At 53.5% G+C, this 17,699-nt stretch carries 14 protein-coding genes; 7 read left to right on the plus strand and 7 right to left on the minus strand.

The annotated features are described in order from the left end of the window. Positions 1-26 precede the first annotated feature (26 nt). Positions 27-662: a pyridoxamine 5'-phosphate oxidase gene (gene pdxH / locus Q8A57_RS07575; protein ID WP_305170401.1), complete on the plus strand. Its 636-nt coding sequence runs from the start codon at positions 27-29 to the stop codon at positions 660-662. Positions 663-677: 15 nt separating this feature from the next. Here the strand turns inward: pdxH and Q8A57_RS07580 are convergent, their stop codons facing one another. From Q8A57_RS07580 to Q8A57_RS07590, 3 genes are read right to left on the minus strand one after another with little or no spacing between them, the layout of a single operon-like run. Beyond that, on the minus strand, positions 678-2,111 hold the full coding sequence (locus Q8A57_RS07580) for a hypothetical protein (RefSeq protein ID WP_305170403.1): 1,434 nt from the start codon (positions 2,109-2,111) through the stop codon (positions 678-680). A 15-nt stretch (positions 2,112-2,126) separates the two neighbouring features. Beyond that, the gene (locus tag Q8A57_RS07585) at positions 2,127-2,966 is read right to left on the minus strand and encodes an outer membrane lipoprotein-sorting protein (RefSeq protein WP_305170404.1); all 840 of its coding nucleotides are present in this window, start codon (positions 2,964-2,966) and stop codon (positions 2,127-2,129) included. A 4-nt stretch (positions 2,967-2,970) separates the two neighbouring features. Next, positions 2,971-5,604 (minus strand): efflux RND transporter permease subunit, encoded by a 2,634-nt coding sequence (locus Q8A57_RS07590; protein ID WP_305170405.1) that lies wholly within the window; start codon positions 5,602-5,604, stop codon positions 2,971-2,973. Positions 5,605-5,719: 115 nt separating this feature from the next. Here Q8A57_RS07590 and Q8A57_RS07595 point away from each other — a divergent pair, with 115 nt between their 5' ends. From Q8A57_RS07595 to Q8A57_RS07605, 3 genes are read left to right on the plus strand one after another with little or no spacing between them, the layout of a single operon-like run. Beyond that, positions 5,720-6,040, plus strand: a complete 321-nt coding sequence (locus Q8A57_RS07595; protein WP_305170406.1) for an ArsR/SmtB family transcription factor — start codon at positions 5,720-5,722, stop codon at positions 6,038-6,040. Between the two features lie 25 nt (positions 6,041-6,065). After that, positions 6,066-7,337: an NAD(P)/FAD-dependent oxidoreductase gene (locus tag Q8A57_RS07600; protein WP_305170407.1), complete on the plus strand. Its 1,272-nt coding sequence runs from the start codon at positions 6,066-6,068 to the stop codon at positions 7,335-7,337. A 14-nt stretch (positions 7,338-7,351) separates the two neighbouring features. After that, positions 7,352-7,555 (plus strand): YgaP family membrane protein, encoded by a 204-nt coding sequence (locus tag Q8A57_RS07605; RefSeq protein WP_305170408.1) that lies wholly within the window; start codon positions 7,352-7,354, stop codon positions 7,553-7,555. Between the two features lie 63 nt (positions 7,556-7,618). Here the strand turns inward: Q8A57_RS07605 and rho are convergent, their stop codons facing one another. Both rho and trxA read right to left on the minus strand, forming a co-directional pair. Continuing rightward, positions 7,619-8,878 (minus strand): transcription termination factor Rho, encoded by a 1,260-nt coding sequence (gene rho / locus Q8A57_RS07610; RefSeq protein WP_305170410.1) that lies wholly within the window; start codon positions 8,876-8,878, stop codon positions 7,619-7,621. A gap of 209 nt (positions 8,879-9,087) precedes the next feature. After that, complete coding sequence (trxA, locus tag Q8A57_RS07615; RefSeq protein WP_305170411.1) at positions 9,088-9,414, minus strand: thioredoxin TrxA; 327 nt, start codon at positions 9,412-9,414, stop codon at positions 9,088-9,090. Positions 9,415-9,532: 118 nt separating this feature from the next. Between trxA and ppx the strand changes: the two genes are divergently transcribed. Further along, a complete protein-coding gene (gene ppx, locus Q8A57_RS07620; RefSeq protein ID WP_305170412.1) occupies positions 9,533-11,038 on the plus strand; it encodes an exopolyphosphatase in 1,506 nt (501 codons plus the stop codon). 9 nt (positions 11,039-11,047) lie between these two features. Here the strand turns inward: ppx and ppk1 are convergent, their stop codons facing one another. Beyond that, the gene (gene ppk1, locus Q8A57_RS07625; protein WP_305170413.1) at positions 11,048-13,123 is read right to left on the minus strand and encodes a polyphosphate kinase 1; all 2,076 of its coding nucleotides are present in this window, start codon (positions 13,121-13,123) and stop codon (positions 11,048-11,050) included. A 210-nt stretch (positions 13,124-13,333) separates the two neighbouring features. On the opposite strand from ppk1, the gene Q8A57_RS07630 reads away from it, so the two are divergent. Together Q8A57_RS07630 and Q8A57_RS07635 are read left to right on the plus strand one after the other, a co-directional pair. Further along, on the plus strand, positions 13,334-15,451 hold the full coding sequence (locus tag Q8A57_RS07630) for an FAD-dependent oxidoreductase (protein ID WP_305170414.1): 2,118 nt from the start codon (positions 13,334-13,336) through the stop codon (positions 15,449-15,451). Positions 15,452-15,488: 37 nt separating this feature from the next. Beyond that, positions 15,489-16,289, plus strand: coding sequence for a methyltransferase domain-containing protein (locus Q8A57_RS07635; protein ID WP_305170415.1), 801 nt, complete (start codon positions 15,489-15,491; stop codon positions 16,287-16,289). 243 nt (positions 16,290-16,532) lie between these two features. On the opposite strand, the gene hemW is transcribed toward Q8A57_RS07635, so the two are convergent. Next, positions 16,533-17,684, minus strand: a complete 1,152-nt coding sequence (gene hemW, locus Q8A57_RS07640) for a radical SAM family heme chaperone HemW (RefSeq protein WP_305170416.1) — start codon at positions 17,682-17,684, stop codon at positions 16,533-16,535. Between the last annotated feature and the right edge of the window lie 15 nt (positions 17,685-17,699).

The following is a 17,699-nucleotide window of genomic DNA, read 5'->3' on the forward strand; positions in this document are numbered from 1 at the left end:
ATACCGCCTTGACCGGAGCTTAAACTATGTCGCTGGAAGATACCCGTCGGGAATACCAATATGGCCGACTGAACCGGGAGTCCTTAAAGGATTGCCCTTTTGATCAGTTCGCCCTGTGGATGGAGCAGGCTGCCCAGTCGGACTTGTCTGACCCGACCGCGATGTGCCTCGCCACCGTGGATGCCAGCGGCAAGCCTTGGCAGCGCACGGTTTTGCTGAAAGGATTCGACCGACAGGGATTTCTGTTTTATACCAACCTCGGTAGCCGTAAGGCCAAAGAAATGGCGGGGAACCCCAATGTTTGTCTGATATTTCCCTGGATGCGCATGGACCGCCAGGTGATCATTGGTGGACAGGTAGAAAAACTGACTAAAACAGAAGTACTGAAATATTTCCTTAAGCGCCCCCGTGGTAGTCAATTAGCTGCCTGGGCATCAAAACAGAGCTCCCGAATTAATTCCCGCCAGGCCCTGGAAACCCAGTTCCTACAGATGAAGGACAAATTTGCTGCCGGTGAGGTACCGGTGCCGGATTTCTGGGGCGGTTTCCGGGTAGTGCCGAGGGAGTTTGAATTCTGGCAGGGGGGTGAAAACCGCCTCCACGACCGCTTCCAGTATTTATTTGAGAATGGTGACTGGAATATTTCCCGGCTGGCGCCTTGAGGTATCAATAGGTCGCTAGAAACTATAGCGAATCGCCGCGTAGAAACTACTCGCTTCCTCGAACTGGCCGAAGAATGTAGTTTCCTCGCTGCCGCCAAAGCTGTTGAAGCCAGTTTCCAGCAGTAACTGATCGGAGGCTTTCCAGCTCACCTTGGGTCTGGCGTACCAGTCCTTGTCGGTGGGGGAGTAGTACACAAATAGCGACCAGGTAACATTCTGGTTGTGGGTCAGCCAGGTCAGTCGGTTGGTCAGCAGTTGCCGGTATTTGTCCCGTTGGGGCATGCCCGCTGGAAGACTGTCCCGGTAGTTGTCGTAATCCTCGAGCCGTTCCACGTAGTACTGCAGCGCCCCGGTCAGGTTGGGTACCAGCTCCTGTTCGTAGGCCAACAGCAGCCGGGATTCGCTGTTGTTGATCAGCGGATTGTCGCCGTTGCGGTCGTCCCGGGAGTCGTAATAACCCACTTCGCCGCTGGCGATCCCCTTGCCCAGATTACCGCGCAGACTGGCGCCCCATACCCGCAGTTCCGGGAAGGTATTCTGGCCCTTGAAGGGATCGAAACCGTTGGGGCTTTTCCAATAGCCATCGTAGCCGTAAAAAGCCACTTCAGCGCCTGCCAGATTTTTGTAGAGTCGCAGTGCCAGTTCCCGGCCATGGGGAAAGTCAGGGTTCACCGGCATGTCGCGGCCGGTATGATCGCCGATCAGCGGGTTATAGAAGGAGATGCGGCGGCCATCGATAAAGCGATCGCTGTCGAATTCTGGCACATATACCACATCCAGATTGGCGGGCTCAAAATAGAAAGCCAGCTTCACAGCATCCGATGGGGCTTTCAGGTACTCGGTATCCCGGCCGCTGAAGAAGCTGTTCCAGTCTTTGGGAAACAGGTCGTTGATAAACAGCAGGTCCCCGACCCCCCAGGTAAGAATCTGGCGCCCGGCTTTCACATCCAGGTGCTGGTTGACGGGCATCTGAAACCAGGCTTCCCGCAGGTCGAACGGGCCGCGACCGCGGTCGAGCTGCACCGATTCATCTCGCTGCACGTCGTCAAACAGGACATCGCCTGTAACGCGGGCGGTAACTGTTTCCCCGGCATAGTCGAGGGTCAGCTGTGCTCGCCCCTCGCCGATTGAGGTGTTCCGTTGATGTTCGTCGTCGTGGGTCCGCTGGCCGACTCGAGCCTCGGCAAAACCGTACACGGAGAAGGGGCTGTAGCTTTTCTCAGTATTTATGAAGCTGGTGTCATCGCCCAATCCTGAGGGGAGTGAGGGTTCCGGGGCAGCGCTGCCGGGGAGTCCCAGTCCGCTGGGTAGGGCAGGCCCACTTGATGTCGGTGCTTGCTTTGTCGGTACGCTTGGCTCAAGCCCACCGGGTAGGGGTGGCTCTGCCGTCGCCGACAGGACGGTGAGCATGGTGCCGGAGAACAGCAGGGTGAGGAGCGCGCTTTTCATCAATGACGTTTCCGGTTAACGCAGGTATTTCACCGGTGCCCGGCGCAGATAGCGTTCACTGAAAATCTCTTCCGGCAAATCAACATTGTAGGTGACCGAACTGTATGTCATCAGGGTTTTACTGCCACTGCGCAGGTCTTCCATACTGGCCTTGGTGACAGTGGGATAGCCGTCGATATTATCGACACCCAGTGCCGTGGCCACCCGGTATTTCTCGCCATTCTTGTCAAAGTACTCTGTCTGCACCGGAATGAAACTGGTCTTGTGCACATACATCACGTAGTGGGAAAACTCCACACTGTCCGGATCCTTGGGGGTGTGTTTCAGCACATAGTAGTTGTCGGTCATCTCCACAAGCTCGTGACTGTCGGCGTTGATATCGCGACCGCTGACATCTTCATAAAAGTAGTCGGAACCCACAAAGCTGGTGCGCTGGTCGGAGGCGGCAATGCGTTTCACCAGGTCCAGGGCGGGCAGGTAAAGCCAGCGGTCATCGTCGCGATCCAGATGCTTCCAAACCAGGAAGGCCATTTTGTTGACGTCCGCAGGGCGCTGGAAGAACACGTAAAATTGCTGGTCGCCGTTGTAGGCTTCACCGGCGATGTCATCGCTGTCGGAAACATCCCGGCGCAGGATAGTAAAGCGGCGTTCCCGCTCGCGGCCCTGCTTGTCGGTGATACTCATCAGCACCTGGGCGCGGCCGTCCTTGCCTTGGTAGTAGGCGGTCTGGTTGGTGCGGTGAACGATCTCGTCAACACTGGGGGTGTCTGCCGCGATGGTTCCTGAAAGCCATAGTGAAGCAAACAGGCCAATCGCCGGGGCTATGGCAAGGGAAAGGGTTCTGTTCAGTTTCATGGCGTTACTCCTCTACCTTGAAAATCAGTTTTTTCATCAGTGTCAGGATGGCTGGCAGAATCAGCAATGTAGCGGCACCGGCGCAAAGAATAATCGAGGCGATAAATAAACCTACCGTCTGATAGGGCACCAGTGGCGCGGCTAATAAAGGCAGGAACCCTGCACCAAGAATAATGGCATTGCGGGAGATGGCCCGTGCCGGCTCGCCGAACACCAAGGGGACAGCCGCCTGCCAGCTACCGGCCTCTTCAACCAGTGAGCGCGAGCGGGCCAAAAAGTGAATCGCATAATCCACCGCCAGGCCGAGACTGAGAGCGCTTAATACCGCCACCGGCATATCATAGTCCTTGCCGATCAGGCCGATAATGCCGTAGATCAGGCCTACGGTAACGGCTAGTGGAATCATCGCCAGCACGCCGAGTATCAGTGAGCGGAACAACACAATCATCATCACCAGTACCACCAGAAATGAACCGAGGAAGGCTTCTAGCATCCCGGACACCATCTTGCCCTGCCAGACTACGTTGATATAGGTGAGCCCAAACCATTGGCTGTCGATAGCTACTGGCGGCGGATTGTTGGTCAGGAAGTCATTCAGGCTTTGCACCACGGCTTCCATGTCCTTGTTGTCACCACTGCTTAATTGCAGCCACAGTACGGTGCGGCGGTAATCGGGGGTGACAAAGTGCCACAGATCGTGGGGACGGTGACTATTCTGATAGGTGATCAGTGTCTGGGCCACAGCGTTGGCACTGTCCGGAATGCGGAACTGTGATTGTTCTCCCAGTTGCAGTTCCCGGTAGACGGTTTTCACCACATCTGTCAGGGAGTTGACCTTGCCCACTTTGGGGTTGTCCAGCAGGTGTGCCTGCAGATCTTCCATCCAGCGAAGGGCCTCGGGCTGTTTAAATAGCTCCTTGCGTTGCTGCTGCTCTTCCAGAAACAGTTGGATGTCGTCCCAGCTGTAGTAGTCGTCATCGCTGGCACTGGCCAGGCCCTGTTCTGCGCGCTCGGCCAACACATCCATAAAACTGTCAGCAGTGCTGGCATCTGCCTGCTCAATGGCTGCGGCAAATTGTTGGTAGGGTGCGGCAGTGTTGCCCGAAGCTTCACCCGCTGCCTGGCGTTCTCCCAGTTGCTGTAACAGAGTTTGCTTGTCCACAGTGCCAGCCTGATCCGGTGCGGACAGTTCCAGGTAGGCCATATAGGTGCCACCAAAGTGATCGTTCAGCACCCGGTCGGCGACCCGGATCGGGTGTTGCGCTTCGAACCAGCGGGTGGGGTTGTCATTGACCACAATTTTGCTGATGCCGTAACCGGCGACCACCACGGCGGCGAGTGTGAACAGCAGGATGATTCGGGGGCGGTGTGTGGTCAGTCTGCCGGCAGCGGTAAGTGTCCGCCCCAGCATGCTGTGGTCTTCCTCACCAACATGATGACCGTATCCCTCCAGGCGCTTTTCATCGATGAGCATGATATATGCCGGGATAAAGAGCATTGTCCACAGCCAGGCCAGGAAAACACCGATAGCAATAAACAGTCCGAAGACTTGCACCGGGGGAATTGGGGTCAGCATCAGCGAGCCGAAACCAGCCATGGTGGTCAGGGTGGTGAACAGCATGGGTGAAAACAGGGTGGTCATCACCTCTTCAATGGCTTTGCGCCGGTCCTTGTGGATCGGGTAGCGGTCAAAAAACTCGGACAGGATATGCACCGCATCTAGCACCGCAATGGGCATGATAAAGATCGGAATCATGGAGCTCATGATGTGGATGGTATTGCCGGTGGCAATGAGCAGCCCCATGGTTACCAGGGAGCTGACCATGGCGATGATCATCGGTGATACCACCAGAATCAGTTTCTTGAAAAACCACCACAGCAACAGGAAGATCACCAGCATCGCCAGCGGTGCAGAGATGGCCATCTGGATAAACATTTCCACGCCAAAGGTATCTTCGGCCACGGGCAGGCCGGTGATATGTACCTCATCGCCGTGCTCGGCCCAATTCTTAGTAAATTCCAGCAGCTCAGAACGAATGCGATAGGACAGTTCTTTTTTGGTAATCGGCAGGTACAGTGCCAGTGCCTGACCGTCTTCGGAAACCAGAGTCCCTTCCAGGAAAGGAATGCGTTTGGCCCGCTCAAGCACCTGCTGGGCAGCAATGTCATCAGCCGGAGCAGTAGGCATTAGCCAGGAGAAATTGACGCTGCCTAGCCCCCCCTGTTCGATATTGTCGACGGTGGAAGGCGCGATAAGGTCAATACTTATCACGCCTTCGCCGTCCCATTGCAGGCGTTTGGCAAACTCCGTCAGTTCATAAACGCGGCTAAGCGAAGCAGCGTTGAACACCCCCATGGGGTGTCGATTATTCACGATGCCGACGACGACCATATCGTTGAGATCGAAGCGCTCCTTGGCCTCGTGGTGAAACACTCTCACTGGCTCATCCTGAGATAGCATGTTCTCTGGATCCGTATCGACAGTGATGTGGTGAAACTGCTGAAATTTCTCCGGCCATATGGAGGGGACTGCGGCCACAGCGATAACCAGCAGGGTGGTCAGTGTCATAAACCAGGCCACCCATTTGGAACGGTTCAGTGCCAGATGCACCATTCCTGCACAGAGATTTTTCATCATAGTGGTTCTACTTCCTCGCCAGTTGCCACTTCATCACAGACTTCGGTTGACTAATATATTAGTTTTTGCTTATATTAGAGTCAACTAATATATTGTTGTCTGCCAAGAGCTGTTTATGAATAAAAGCATGGATTTGGAAACGTTGCAGGAAAATGCCACCAAAGCGTCTGCCCTGCTCAAATCGTTGGCAAATCCGTCTCGCTTGATGGTGCTTTGTGCGTTGGTCTCGAGGGAGCATACCGTCACAGAGCTGGAAACGCTGACCGGACTGAGCCAGTCCGCCCTGTCACAGCACCTGGCGAGGTTGCGAGATGAAAAGATTGTCACTACGCGCCGTGACGCGCAGCGCGTGTTCTATCGTTTATCCAATCCGAATGTAACGGCCATACTGGAAACGATGTATGGCATTTATTGTGGTGTGGATAAGCAAGGTTAACGATTCACTGAGCGAGGGCTGAGTCATGGCTAAAATTGTGATTATGGGGGCGGGTATTGGCGGTGTATCGCTGGCCTATGAACTGCGTGAAGCGCTGGGGGCAGAGAATGACATCATGGTGGTTTCTGATTCCCCGGAGTTTCAATTTGTCCCGTCAAACCCCTGGGTGGCTGTGGATTGGCGCAAACGCAAAGATGTGGTGATCGAGATCGAGCCCTGCCTGAAGCGTAAAAAAATCGATTTTTCCCCAGTGGGCGTCAGAAAGGTACACCCACAACAAAATCAGATAGAGCTGAACGACGGCTCAATGATGGATTATGACTACCTGGCCATTGCCACTGGCCCGCGATTGGCCTTTGATGAAATCGAGGGCCTGGGCCCGGTGAACGGCTATACCGAGTCTGTGTGTCATGTGGACCACGCAGTGACCGCACGGGAAAAGTGGGAGGAATTTATCAAGGAGCCCGGCCCTGTGGTTATTGGCGCTGCGCAGATGGCCTCTTGCTTTGGCCCAGCCTATGAGTTCTCTTTTATCGTTGATGCGGATCTTCGCAAGCGCAAGCTGCGCCACAAAGTGCCTATTACCTATATCACCTCTGAACCCTATGTGGGTCATATGGGGTTGGACGGTGTGGGTGACTCCAAGAGCTTGATGGAAAGCGAGTTTCGCGATCGCCATATCGACTGGATTACCAATGCCAAGATTGTGAAGATTGAAGACGGCTCCATGATCGTGGCGGAACACAACAATGATGGCGAGGAAATCAAACGCCATGAGTTGCCCTTCAAATATTCCATGATCCTGCCAGCCTTTACCGGCATTGTAGCGGTCATGCGTGTGGAGGGCCTGGTCAACCCTCGGGGTTTTGTCCTTGTTGACGACCAGCAGCGCAATCCTACCTACCCGAATATCTATGCTGTTGGCGTTTGTGTCGCCATCGCACCCCAGAAAGTTACGCCCGTTCCCACTGGCGTACCGAAAACCGGTTATATGATCGAGTCCATGGTGGCCGCCACGGTGAAAAACATCCGATCCTGTATTGCCGGAGAGCAACCGGTGGCAGAGGCCACCTGGAATGCCATCTGTCTGGCGGACATGGGGGACACCGGCATGGCCTTTGTTGCGCTTCCGCAAATCCCGCCGCGCAACGTTACCTGGGCGAAAAAAGGGAAATGGGTGCACCTGGCGAAAATCGGCTTTGAAAAGTACTTCATGCGCAAAGTGCGTAAGGGTGATACGGACCCCATCCATGAGAAATTTATTCTCAAGATGATGGGCATTGAAAAATTGAAGTAACAGGAGTGGTTGCTATGAACGTTGATCGACTGGTGTTTCGCATTGCCGGCTTGTTTGTTCTGGCAAGTCTGCTGCTCAGCCAGCTGCACTCTATGTACTGGCTGTGGTTTACCGCCTTTGTGGGAATCAATATGTTCCAGGCGTCATTCACAGGGTTTTGTCCCATGGCGATTCTGTTGAAAAGAGTGGGCATTGAGACAGGCTGTGCATTTAAATAGGTCGCAGTTCAGCCCATAAAAAAGCCCGGCATCTGCCGGGCTTTTTTGTTGAAGTAACGGTGCTTATTTGCGCTTCATCGACATAAAGAATTCGTCGTTGGTTTTGGAGTCTTTCAGCTTGTCGATCAGGAACTCGATAGCATCCGCGTCTTCCATGCCATGCAGGAGCTTGCGCAGAATCCATACCCGTTGCAGCTCTTCCTCACCCATCAGCAGGTCTTCACGGCGAGTGCCGGAGCGGCGGATATTGATAGCCGGGTAAACGCGTTTTTCCGCTACCTTGCGGTCCAGGTGCAGCTCCATGTTACCGGTGCCCTTGAACTCCTCATAGATCACTTCGTCCATTTTGGAGCCGGTTTCCACCAGTGCGGTGGCAATAATGGTCAGGCTGCCACCCTGCTCGATATTACGTGCGGCCCCAAAAAAGCGTTTTGGACGCTCCAGGGCGTGGGCATCCACACCACCTGTCAGCACCTTGCCTGAGGAGGGTTGCACAGTGTTGTATGCGCGCGCCAGGCGGGTGATGGAATCGAGCAGAATCACCACATCCTTCTTGTGTTCCACCAGGCGCTTGGCTTTTTCTATCACCATGTCAGCAACTTGCACGTGGCGGGCCGGGGGTTCATCAAAGGTGGAGGCGATCACTTCGCCACGCACAGAGCGTTGCATCTCGGTCACTTCCTCGGGACGCTCATCGATCAGCAGTACGATGATGTAGCACTCGGGGTTGTTGCGGATGATAGCCTGCGCGGTGTGCTGCATGAGGATGGTTTTACCGGCTTTGGGCGGTGCCACAATCAGGCCACGCTGGCCTTTGCCGATGGGGGAAATCAGGTCGATGATGCGTCCGGTGAGGTCTTCGGTAGAGCCGTTGCCCGCTTCCAGTACCAGTCGCTCGTCAGGGAACAGTGGGGTCAGGTTTTCAAACAGGATCTTGTTGCGGGCGTTTTCCGGCTTTTCAAAATTGATTTCATCCAGCTTGAGCATCGCAAAGTAACGCTCTCCCTCCTTCGGGGGCCGGATTTTTCCGGAAATACTGTCGCCGGTACGCAGGTTGAAGCGGCGAATCTGACTGGGGGAGACGTAGATGTCATCTGGCCCGGCCAGGTAAGAGCTGTCTGCTGATCTCAAGAACCCAAAACCATCGGGTAGAATTTCGAGTACCCCATCGCCGTAGATATCTTCGCCGCTTTTGGCATGTCGTTTGAGGATGCTGAAAATGACATCCTGTTTGCGGGAGCGGGCGAGATTGTCGAGGCCAATGCCTTGGGCAATTTCTAAAAGTTCATCAATGGGTTTGGTTTTGAGTTCGGTTAAGTTCATAAATACTGACATGGTAATTGTAGGGATTTGGACAGGCTGATTGCCGGTCGAGAAATGAGCTGGTGTCCTGGAAGGGCTTGCCGGAATTATTAGTTTAGTTGTTTTTTCTCGTCGAAGGACATCGACGTGGTTGAGATGCAGTATAGGCGGGGCCAGATTAAAGCGCAATAACTGTTGCGGTGGTAAACGCTACCACCGCAACGGTTTTATTAAAGGCTTGCGTCAATAAACTCTACGAGCTGTGTTTTCGACAGTGCGCCGACCTTGGTGGCCTCAATATTGCCGTCCTTGAACAGGATCAGCGTCGGAATACCACGAACATTAAACTTGGCAGGGGTTTCCTGGTTGGAATCCACATCCATTTTGCAGATTTTTACTCTGCCAGCGTATTCATCTGCCAGTTCGTCCAGAATGGGTGCAATCATTTTGCAGGGACCACACCAGGCAGCCCAGAAGTCGACCAGTACCGGGGTGCTGACATCCAGCACTTCGCTGGCAAAGCTGCCGTCGGTAATGTGAACGATGTTGTCGCTCATGGAATTCTCCAGATTAATGTGTATTAAAGGATTAGGGGGTAGAATTTGTGAAATCATACCACCCGCATAAGGCGAGTAACAAATGCCTGGTGGACAAAGAAACCCGCAAAGGTAATTCGTGAATAATATTTCAGATAGCGGCCATACGTTGGCGGCCATTGATCTAGGGTCCAACAGCTTTCACATGATAGTGGCCCGTGTAGCCCACGGCGAAATGCGCCCGATTGAACGGTTCGGGGAGCGGGTCCAGCTGGCCGCTGGCATGAAATCCAATCGACTCGCTGAAGACGCTATCGAGCGCGGCCTCAATTGTCTTGCCCGTTTTCGCCAGGTGATTGAAAAACTGCAACCCTCGGCCGTGAGGATTGTGGGCACCAATGCCCTGCGTGCAGCCAAGAATGCCAAAGCGTTTATCAAGCCAGCGGAGGCACTGATCGGTTTTCCGGTAGAAGTCATCTCCGGTCGAGAGGAGGCGCGGCTTGTCTATCTGGGTGTGGCTCATACCCTTGCCGATGACGACAATTCGCGGCTGGTAGTGGATATTGGCGGCGGCAGTACGGAGTTTGTGATCGGGCAGCGTTTTGAATCGAAGCTGCGCGAGAGTCTGCACATGGGTTGTGTGACTTATCGTGACCGTTTTTTTCCGGGCGGAAAAATTTCCGAAAAACGCTTTGCCAAGGCCTACCAGGCGGCGTATCAGGAAGTGTTGTTGATCCGCAAAGCCTATAAACAGCATGGTTGGGACAACGCGGTCGGTTCTTCCGGCACTATGCGCAGTGTCGAAGCAATTCTGATGCAACAGGGTTGGTCAGCGGAGGGTTTCGATGCTTCCTGCCTGACGGGCCTGCGCAAGTTTCTGTTGTCCCATAACCATATTGATGAACTGACGGATCTGCCAGGTCTGAGTGAGCGGAGGCGCGGCGTGATTGTGCCCGGTGTGGCGATTATCTGTGGCGTTTTCGATGCCTTGGGGGTGGCACATATGAACACCTCGCCCGGCGCACTGCGGGAAGGGGTGATCTACGAAATGATGGGCCGCGAAGTCCATGAGGATGTTCGGGAGCGAACCGTCTCTTCCCTGATGCGCCGTGCGGAAGTGGATCAGCAGAATGCCGACCAGGTGGAGTCTATGGCCATGCTGCTGTTTGAGAAAGCGGCGCAGGAATGGCATCTAACTGAGACGGATAGGGACCTGTTGCGATGGGCATCCCGTTTACACGAGGTCGGGTTGAGTGTGGCGCACACACAGTTCCACAAGCATGGGCAGTATCTGATTGAGCATTCGGATCTGCCTGGCTTCAGCAAGCAGATGCAGTGGATATTGGCACTACTGGTGCGCAGTCACCGCCAGAAATTCCCGACGGAAAACCTAGTCGGCCTTGATAAGGCACAAGTACTGTATCTGAAAAAGCTTTGCGCGATCATGCGCCTGGCGGCTGTGTTCAAATACGTGACTGCCGTGGAAGGGGAGCCGCTCTTTTCCACCACGGTTCAGGGCTCCGAGATCGTGCTCGGTTTTGATGAAGGCTGGCTGGAGCGTCACCCCCTGACCAGCGATGCATTGTCTGCCGAGCGCCAGGTGCTGAAAAAAATTGGCTTCCAGCTGCGCTTCAATGGAATCTGACAGGAGCTGTCAGTCGGTCAGTTTGCTGAGCAATTCCATTTGTGCAGACAGTCTCGGCTGGTTTTTTTCGGGCTGGTTGAGAAGGTAGCTGCCATCCGATTGCATTTCCCAACTCTGGCAGTTGTCCTGTAAGTAACTTTGCAGGTCGCTGCGGATTCTCGCCTGCAGGCGACCACTCAGAATCGGAAAGCAGATTTCTACCCGGTGCATCAGGTTGCGCTCCATGACATCGGCGCTGGCACAGTAGATTCTCGGCGTGGCATTGTGGAAATAGTAAACCCGGGAATGTTCCAGAAAACGGCCAACAATTGAGCGTACGCGAATGTTTTCTGAAACCCCTTCCAGGCCGGGGCGCAGGCAGCACATGCCGCGGATAATCAAATCAATTTGTACGCCGGCCATGCTCGCTTCGTAAAGCGAGGTGATAACTTTCGGTTCTGTCAGGGCATTGACCTTGATGATGATATGGGCCTCTTTGCCCTGACGGGCAGCTTCCGCTTCTTCTTCAATCAGTCTCAGCAGGTTTTTCTTCAGGGTGAAAGGGGCGCTGAAGAGTGTTTTGATGCGTTCCGCTTTGCCCATGCCGGTGAGCTGTTGAAAAATCTTGTGTACATCATTACTGAGGTCAGGGTCGGCACTTAACAGGCTGTAGTCGGTATAGAGGCGAGCGTTTCCAGCGTGGTAATTGCCGGTTCCAAGGTGCACGTAGCGGCGCAGTTGTTGGTTTTCCCGTCGCACAATCAGCAGAGCCTTGGCGTGGGTTTTATAGCCCACCACCCCATAGGTGACCACTGCCCCGGCTTCCTGCAGGTGTGTTGCCAGCTGCAGGTTATCCTCTTCATCAAACCGTGCGCGTAGCTCAATCACCACGGTGACTTCTTTCCCGGCCCGGGCGGCTTCTGCCAATGCATCCACCACTTCCGACGAGGAACCGGTCCGATACAGTGTCATTTTGATGGAAAGTACATCGGCGTCTTTGGCTGCCTGGCGCAATAGGTCAATGATCGGTGTAAATGACTGAAACGGGTGATAGAGGAGAATGTCTTCTTTTCTCACCGAGTCGAGAATGTTGTGATCGGAGCCGCGCAGTGATTTGGGGATTGACGGGATAAAACTGGGAAATACTAATTCGCTGCGATTCAACATTTGTCGCAATTGCATCATGCGACCGAGATTCACGGGGCCATCGACCTGGTAGAGTTCATTCTCGGTCAGGTTGTACTGATCCAGCAGAAAGCTGATCAGCTCCTCCGGACAGTGCTTGTCGACCTCGAGCCGCACAGCGCTGCCAAAGCGACGCGAATGCAACTCCCCGCGCAACGCCCGGGCAATGTCTTCAACCTCTGCGGCATTGAGATCCAGGTCGGCATCCCGGGTGATGCGGAACTGGTAGCAACCGGTAGCCGTCATGCCGTTAAAAAGGTCGTCGATATGGGCGTGCATCAGGGAAGACAACAGGACAAAATTATCGCCGTCGTCACAGAGTTCGTCGGGCACGCGAACCAGCCGGGGCAGGGAGCGTGGAGCTGGCACGATGGCCATGCCGCTATCCCGTCCAAAGGCATCTTTGCCCTCCAACGACACAATAAAATTGAGACTCTTGTTCACAAGGCGGGGAAACGGGTGTGCCGGGTCCAGTCCGATCGGGCTGATAACGGGCATTACCTGGTGGCGAAAGTAATCTTCTGCCCAGTTGGCAATTTCCGGGCTCCAGCTTTGCCGGTTGAGTACACGGATTTTCTGGGACTGGAGTGCCGGCAACAGAACCTCGTTGAGGATCTGGTATTGCTTCTCAGTAGCTAATTTGCACTGTTCGCTCAGGGTGTCCAGCACATCCTTGGGGCGCATGCCGTCAATGCTGACAGTTTCCCGGGAAAAGCTGATCTGACGCTTGAGACCCGCCAGGCGGATTTCGAAAAACTCATCCATGTTGCTGTTGAAAATCATCAGAAACAGGAACCGCTCCAGCAGCGGGTACTCTTCATTGAGCGCCTGTTCAAGAATCCGCAGGTTAAACTGCATCATGCTGATATGACGGTTGATGAAAAAGTTGGCGCTGTTGAGATCCGGCTTGTTAGCGTCCACGTTTGGCTCCTGTACAGAATGGTTCTGCGGCTGAGTCACATTGTCCATAGGAAAGCGTCCGGGCGAAAAGCGTTATTTTCTGTCTCTTATATGACACTTCTTTGACATTTTTATGACGTTGCTTCCCGATAGGGGAATGACGGTCATACTGAACCCTAATGTCATTACAGCCTCTAAGCAGACTGAAAAACATAAAACCCTGGACAATTCATGCCCATAAAAAAAATAGCCATCCTGATAGTTATAGCCCTGGTTGTGGCGGCTTACCTGCTTTTAGATGGTCAGCAATATCTGCATCCTCACTTTTATCAGGCACTCTATGCCGAGCAGCCGAGACTGACGGCGGCGGTCTATTTTGTCATCTATGTGGTAGCCACCGGCTTTTCACTGCCGGGGGCGGCACTGCTGACAGTGATTGGCGGTATGATCTTCGGACTCTGGACGGGCGTGCTGCTGGTGTCCTTCGCCAGTTCGCTTGGCGCCACACTGGCATTTGTAGTGTCGCGGCTGTTGTTGCGTGACTGGGTACAGGCTCGTTTCAGCCGCTACCTCGGTGTGGTCAACCGTGGCATTGAGAAAGACGGTGCTTTCTACCTGTTTTCCCTGAGGCTGATACCGGTCATACCCTTCTGGGTGATCAACCTGGTGATGGGGCTGATGCCCATCCCCGTATGGCGCTTCTACTGGGTCAGCCAGTTGGGGATGCTGGCGGGCACCATTGTCTATGTGAATGCCGGCGCTGAAATTGGCTCCATAGAAGAGTTGTCGGCAGCCTCTATTCTGACACCGGGCCTGTTGCTGTCCTTTTTGTTGTTGGCGATGTTCCCCTATGTGGCTCGTGCGCTGCTGGATGCCATCAAGCGCCGTCGGGCTTACCGCGGTTATACACGTCCGGCCAACTTCGATCGCAACCTGGCGGTCATCGGTGCGGGTAGCGCCGGCTTGGTGAGCGCATATATCGCCTCTGCTCTGAAGTCGGGGGTCACACTGATTGAAAAACAACGCATGGGTGGTGACTGCCTGAATACCGGCTGTGTGCCCAGCAAGTCCCTGATACGTGCCTCCCGCGCGGTAAAAGAGATTCAGCGTGCGGCAGCGTTCGGGATTGATGTCGGCACCCCTAGTGTCGACTTCGCCCGGGTCATGGGCCGGGTAAAAAAAGTGATACGACAAGTAGAACCCCATGACTCTATTGAGCGCTATTCCTCCCTGGGAGTGGACTGTGTTCAGGGCGACGCCAGCATCTGTTCACCCTGGGAGGTGATGGTCAATGGTCAGGTCATTACCACAGCAAATATTATTATTGCCTCTGGTGCGAGCCCTCGTATTCCGCAAATTCCCGGTCTGGACCAGATCAATTATCTGACTTCCGAAACCATCTGGGAGTTGGAGGCATTGCCGCAACATCTACTCGTTATGGGTGCTGGCCCCATTGGTTGTGAGCTGGCACAGGCGATGCAACGCCTTGGCGCCAGGGTGACGCTGGTTGGTCCGCACCTTCTGCCACGTGAGGATGAAGATGCCGCCCAGCAGGTGTTGGCAGTTTTACAGGATGAGGGTGTGGAGGTATTGCTCGGATACCGGATTGGAGAATTCGATACCCGTGGCGGCGAGCAGGTGGCACTGGCCACAGACTCAGACGGTAATCGCCGTGAAATCGTGTTTGATCAGGTTCTGGTTGCGCTGGGTCGGCAGGCCCGCACCGGGAATATGGGGCTGGAAAAGCTGGAGATCGAGCGTAACCCGGATGGCACATTGGTGGTGGATGAATACCTTCGCACCCGATTTCCAAATATCTATGCCTGTGGCGACGTTGCCGGACCCTATCAATTTACCCATGCCGCTGCCCACCAAGCCTGGTATGCAACAGTGAATGCACTGTTTGGTCGCTTTAAAAAATTCAAGGTGGATTACCGGGTGATGCCGCGGGTGACATTTACAGACCCGGAAATCGCACAGGTCGGCTTGACGGAAAAAATGGCCAGGGAGCAGGGCATTGAGTATGAAGTTACCCGCTATGGGTTGGATGACCTGGATCGAGCGATGGCAGAAAACAGTGCCAGTGGTTTTGTGAAAGTGCTCACGATGCCGGGCAAGGATCGCATTCTTGGTGCCTGCATTGTTGGCGCCCATGCGGGCGAACTGATTGCCGAACTGGTGCTGGCCATGAAGCAGGGGATTGGCCTGAAAAAAATTCTCGGTACCATACACAGTTACCCAACCATGAGTGAAGCCAACAAATTTGCAGCGGGTAACTGGCAGAAGGCCCATAGCCCAGAGCGATTATTGCGCTGGGTTGAAAAATTCCATCGCTGGCAGCGCCATTAACAACAACTCCGCCCTTACAGGTGGTACTGGAAGAACGATGTACGACACGGTTAAAGATTATTACGGCAAAGAGCTGCAGAGCTCGGCGGATCTGAAAACAGATGCCTGCTGCACGGTGGACAGTGTTCCCCAGCACCTAAAGCCGATCATGGCGAAAATACACCCGGAGGTTACAGGTAAATACTATGGCTGCGGCCTGGTGGCTCCCCAGCTGCTGGATGGTTTGCGGATTCTGGACTTGGGCAGCGGCTCAGGGCAGGACTGTTATGTGCTGTCCGCTATGGTCGGCGAACAGGGCGACGTGGTGGGCGTGGACATGACGGACGAACAGCTGGCGGTGGCCAACCGGCACATCGAGTTCCACCGCCAGGCATTCGGGTTTTCCCGGCCCAATGTGCGCTTTATCAAAGGCTATATCGAAAAGCTCGATGAATTGGGTCTCGAAGACAACAGTTTTGATGTCATCGTCTCCAATTGTGTGATCAACCTGTCTCCGGACAAGCGGGCGGTACTTGAACAGGCCCACCGATTGCTTAAGCCGGGCGGTGAACTATATTTTTCCGATGTGTATGCGGATCGCCGAGTGCCTGAGTCCTTAAGCCATGATCCTGTGCTCTATGGCGAATGCCTTGCGGGTGCACTGTACTGGAATGACTTTGTGCAGTTGGCCAAAGCAGTGGGCTTTGCCGACCCGCGCCTAGTGGAAGATCGCCCATTGGCAGTTAATAGTGATGACATCCGCAGAAAATTGGTGATATGCAGTTTTATTCCGCCACCTATCGCCTGTTTAAACTCGATCAGTTGGAACCCGCCTGCGAAGATTACGGACAGTCTGTGACATACCTCGGCACCATTCCCAATGCGCCAGAATTATTTATGCTGGACAAGCATCATATTATAGAGACAGGAAAACCTTTTCCCGTGTGTGGTAACAGCTATCGCATGTTAAATGAAACCCGATTTAAAAATCATTTTAAGTTTTTCGGAAATTTTGAAAGTCATAGGGGTATTTTTAAAAATTGCGGAACAGATTTGCCATTTGACAGTAATAAAAAAATATCGGGAAGTTGCTGTTAGATTGTCAGGACAATTTTTCTAAAACAGAATTAAGAAATCGATGACCTTTTTTTGTGGTGCATATTTTTTCAGGATTATTTTCGATTAATCCCATGGCAATAAGTTCGTGGTATTTCTGTTCAATATGGCTGAATGCAGTGCCTGTTCTATCTGGATAAAATTCTCTTTCTACACCGTCAGTTAGGCGCAGGGCGTTCATCATGAATTCCAGCGGTAATTCGTCTGTCGAAATATTATTACATTTGGCAATAAAAGAATTTTCCCTGCCTAAATAATCTGAAGGGTGGCGCGTTTTTGAGAGGCGAATAATTCGTTGTTCATCAGGCAGTGTGATTTTTCCATGTGCCCCTGCACCTATCCCTATATAGTCGCCAAAAGCCCAATAATTGACATTGTGAACAGATTTTTTATTGTCTCGACAAAAAGCCGATATTTCATATTGAAAATAATTTCTGCTTTGTAATTTTTCTAGACCCTTTTCATAAATATTTTCCAGGATATCTTCTTCAGGCAGCGTCGGAGGGTGTCGATAAAATTCCGTATTCTGCTCAATGGTTAACTGATACCAGGATATATGAGTGGGCTGTAATTCAATGGCCTGTTGCAGGTCGTTAAGTGCTTCAGATTCGGTCTGCCCGGGCAAGCCATGCATCAGGTCCAGGTTGAAATTCTCGAATCCGGCCTGCCGAGCCATGCCGACCGCGTTGATCGCCTGCTCTGCACTGTGAATACGACCCAGTCGTTGCAGGTGGAGATCGTTAAAACTTTGAACACCAATGGACAGCCGATTAACGCCGACACTGTGAAAGGCGCTGAATTTTTCCTGCTCAAATGTACCGGGGTTGGCTTCCAGGGTGATTTCGATAGCATCCTCAAAGCCAATACGCCGCCGGGCGGCCTGAATGATGCGACCGATGCTTTCTGCGGAAAAAAGGCTGGGCGTGCCGCCCCCGAAAAAGATGGATGTCAGGCGGCGGCCCTGGGCATAGGGTTGCTCGCTATCAAGATCGCGAATCAGGGCCTGCACATAGGCTTCTTCGGGGAGAGATTCCCCGGCGGCATGGGAGTTGAAATCACAATAGGGGCATTTGCGCACACACCAGGGAATGTGAACGTAGAGCGCAAGGGGTGGCAAAAAAAGTGGTGTGTGTTCCATGGGGCGGATTTTAGC

The organism is Porticoccus litoralis (assembly GCF_030676955.1).
Taxonomy (GTDB): domain Bacteria; phylum Pseudomonadota; class Gammaproteobacteria; order Pseudomonadales; family Porticoccaceae; genus Porticoccus; species Porticoccus litoralis.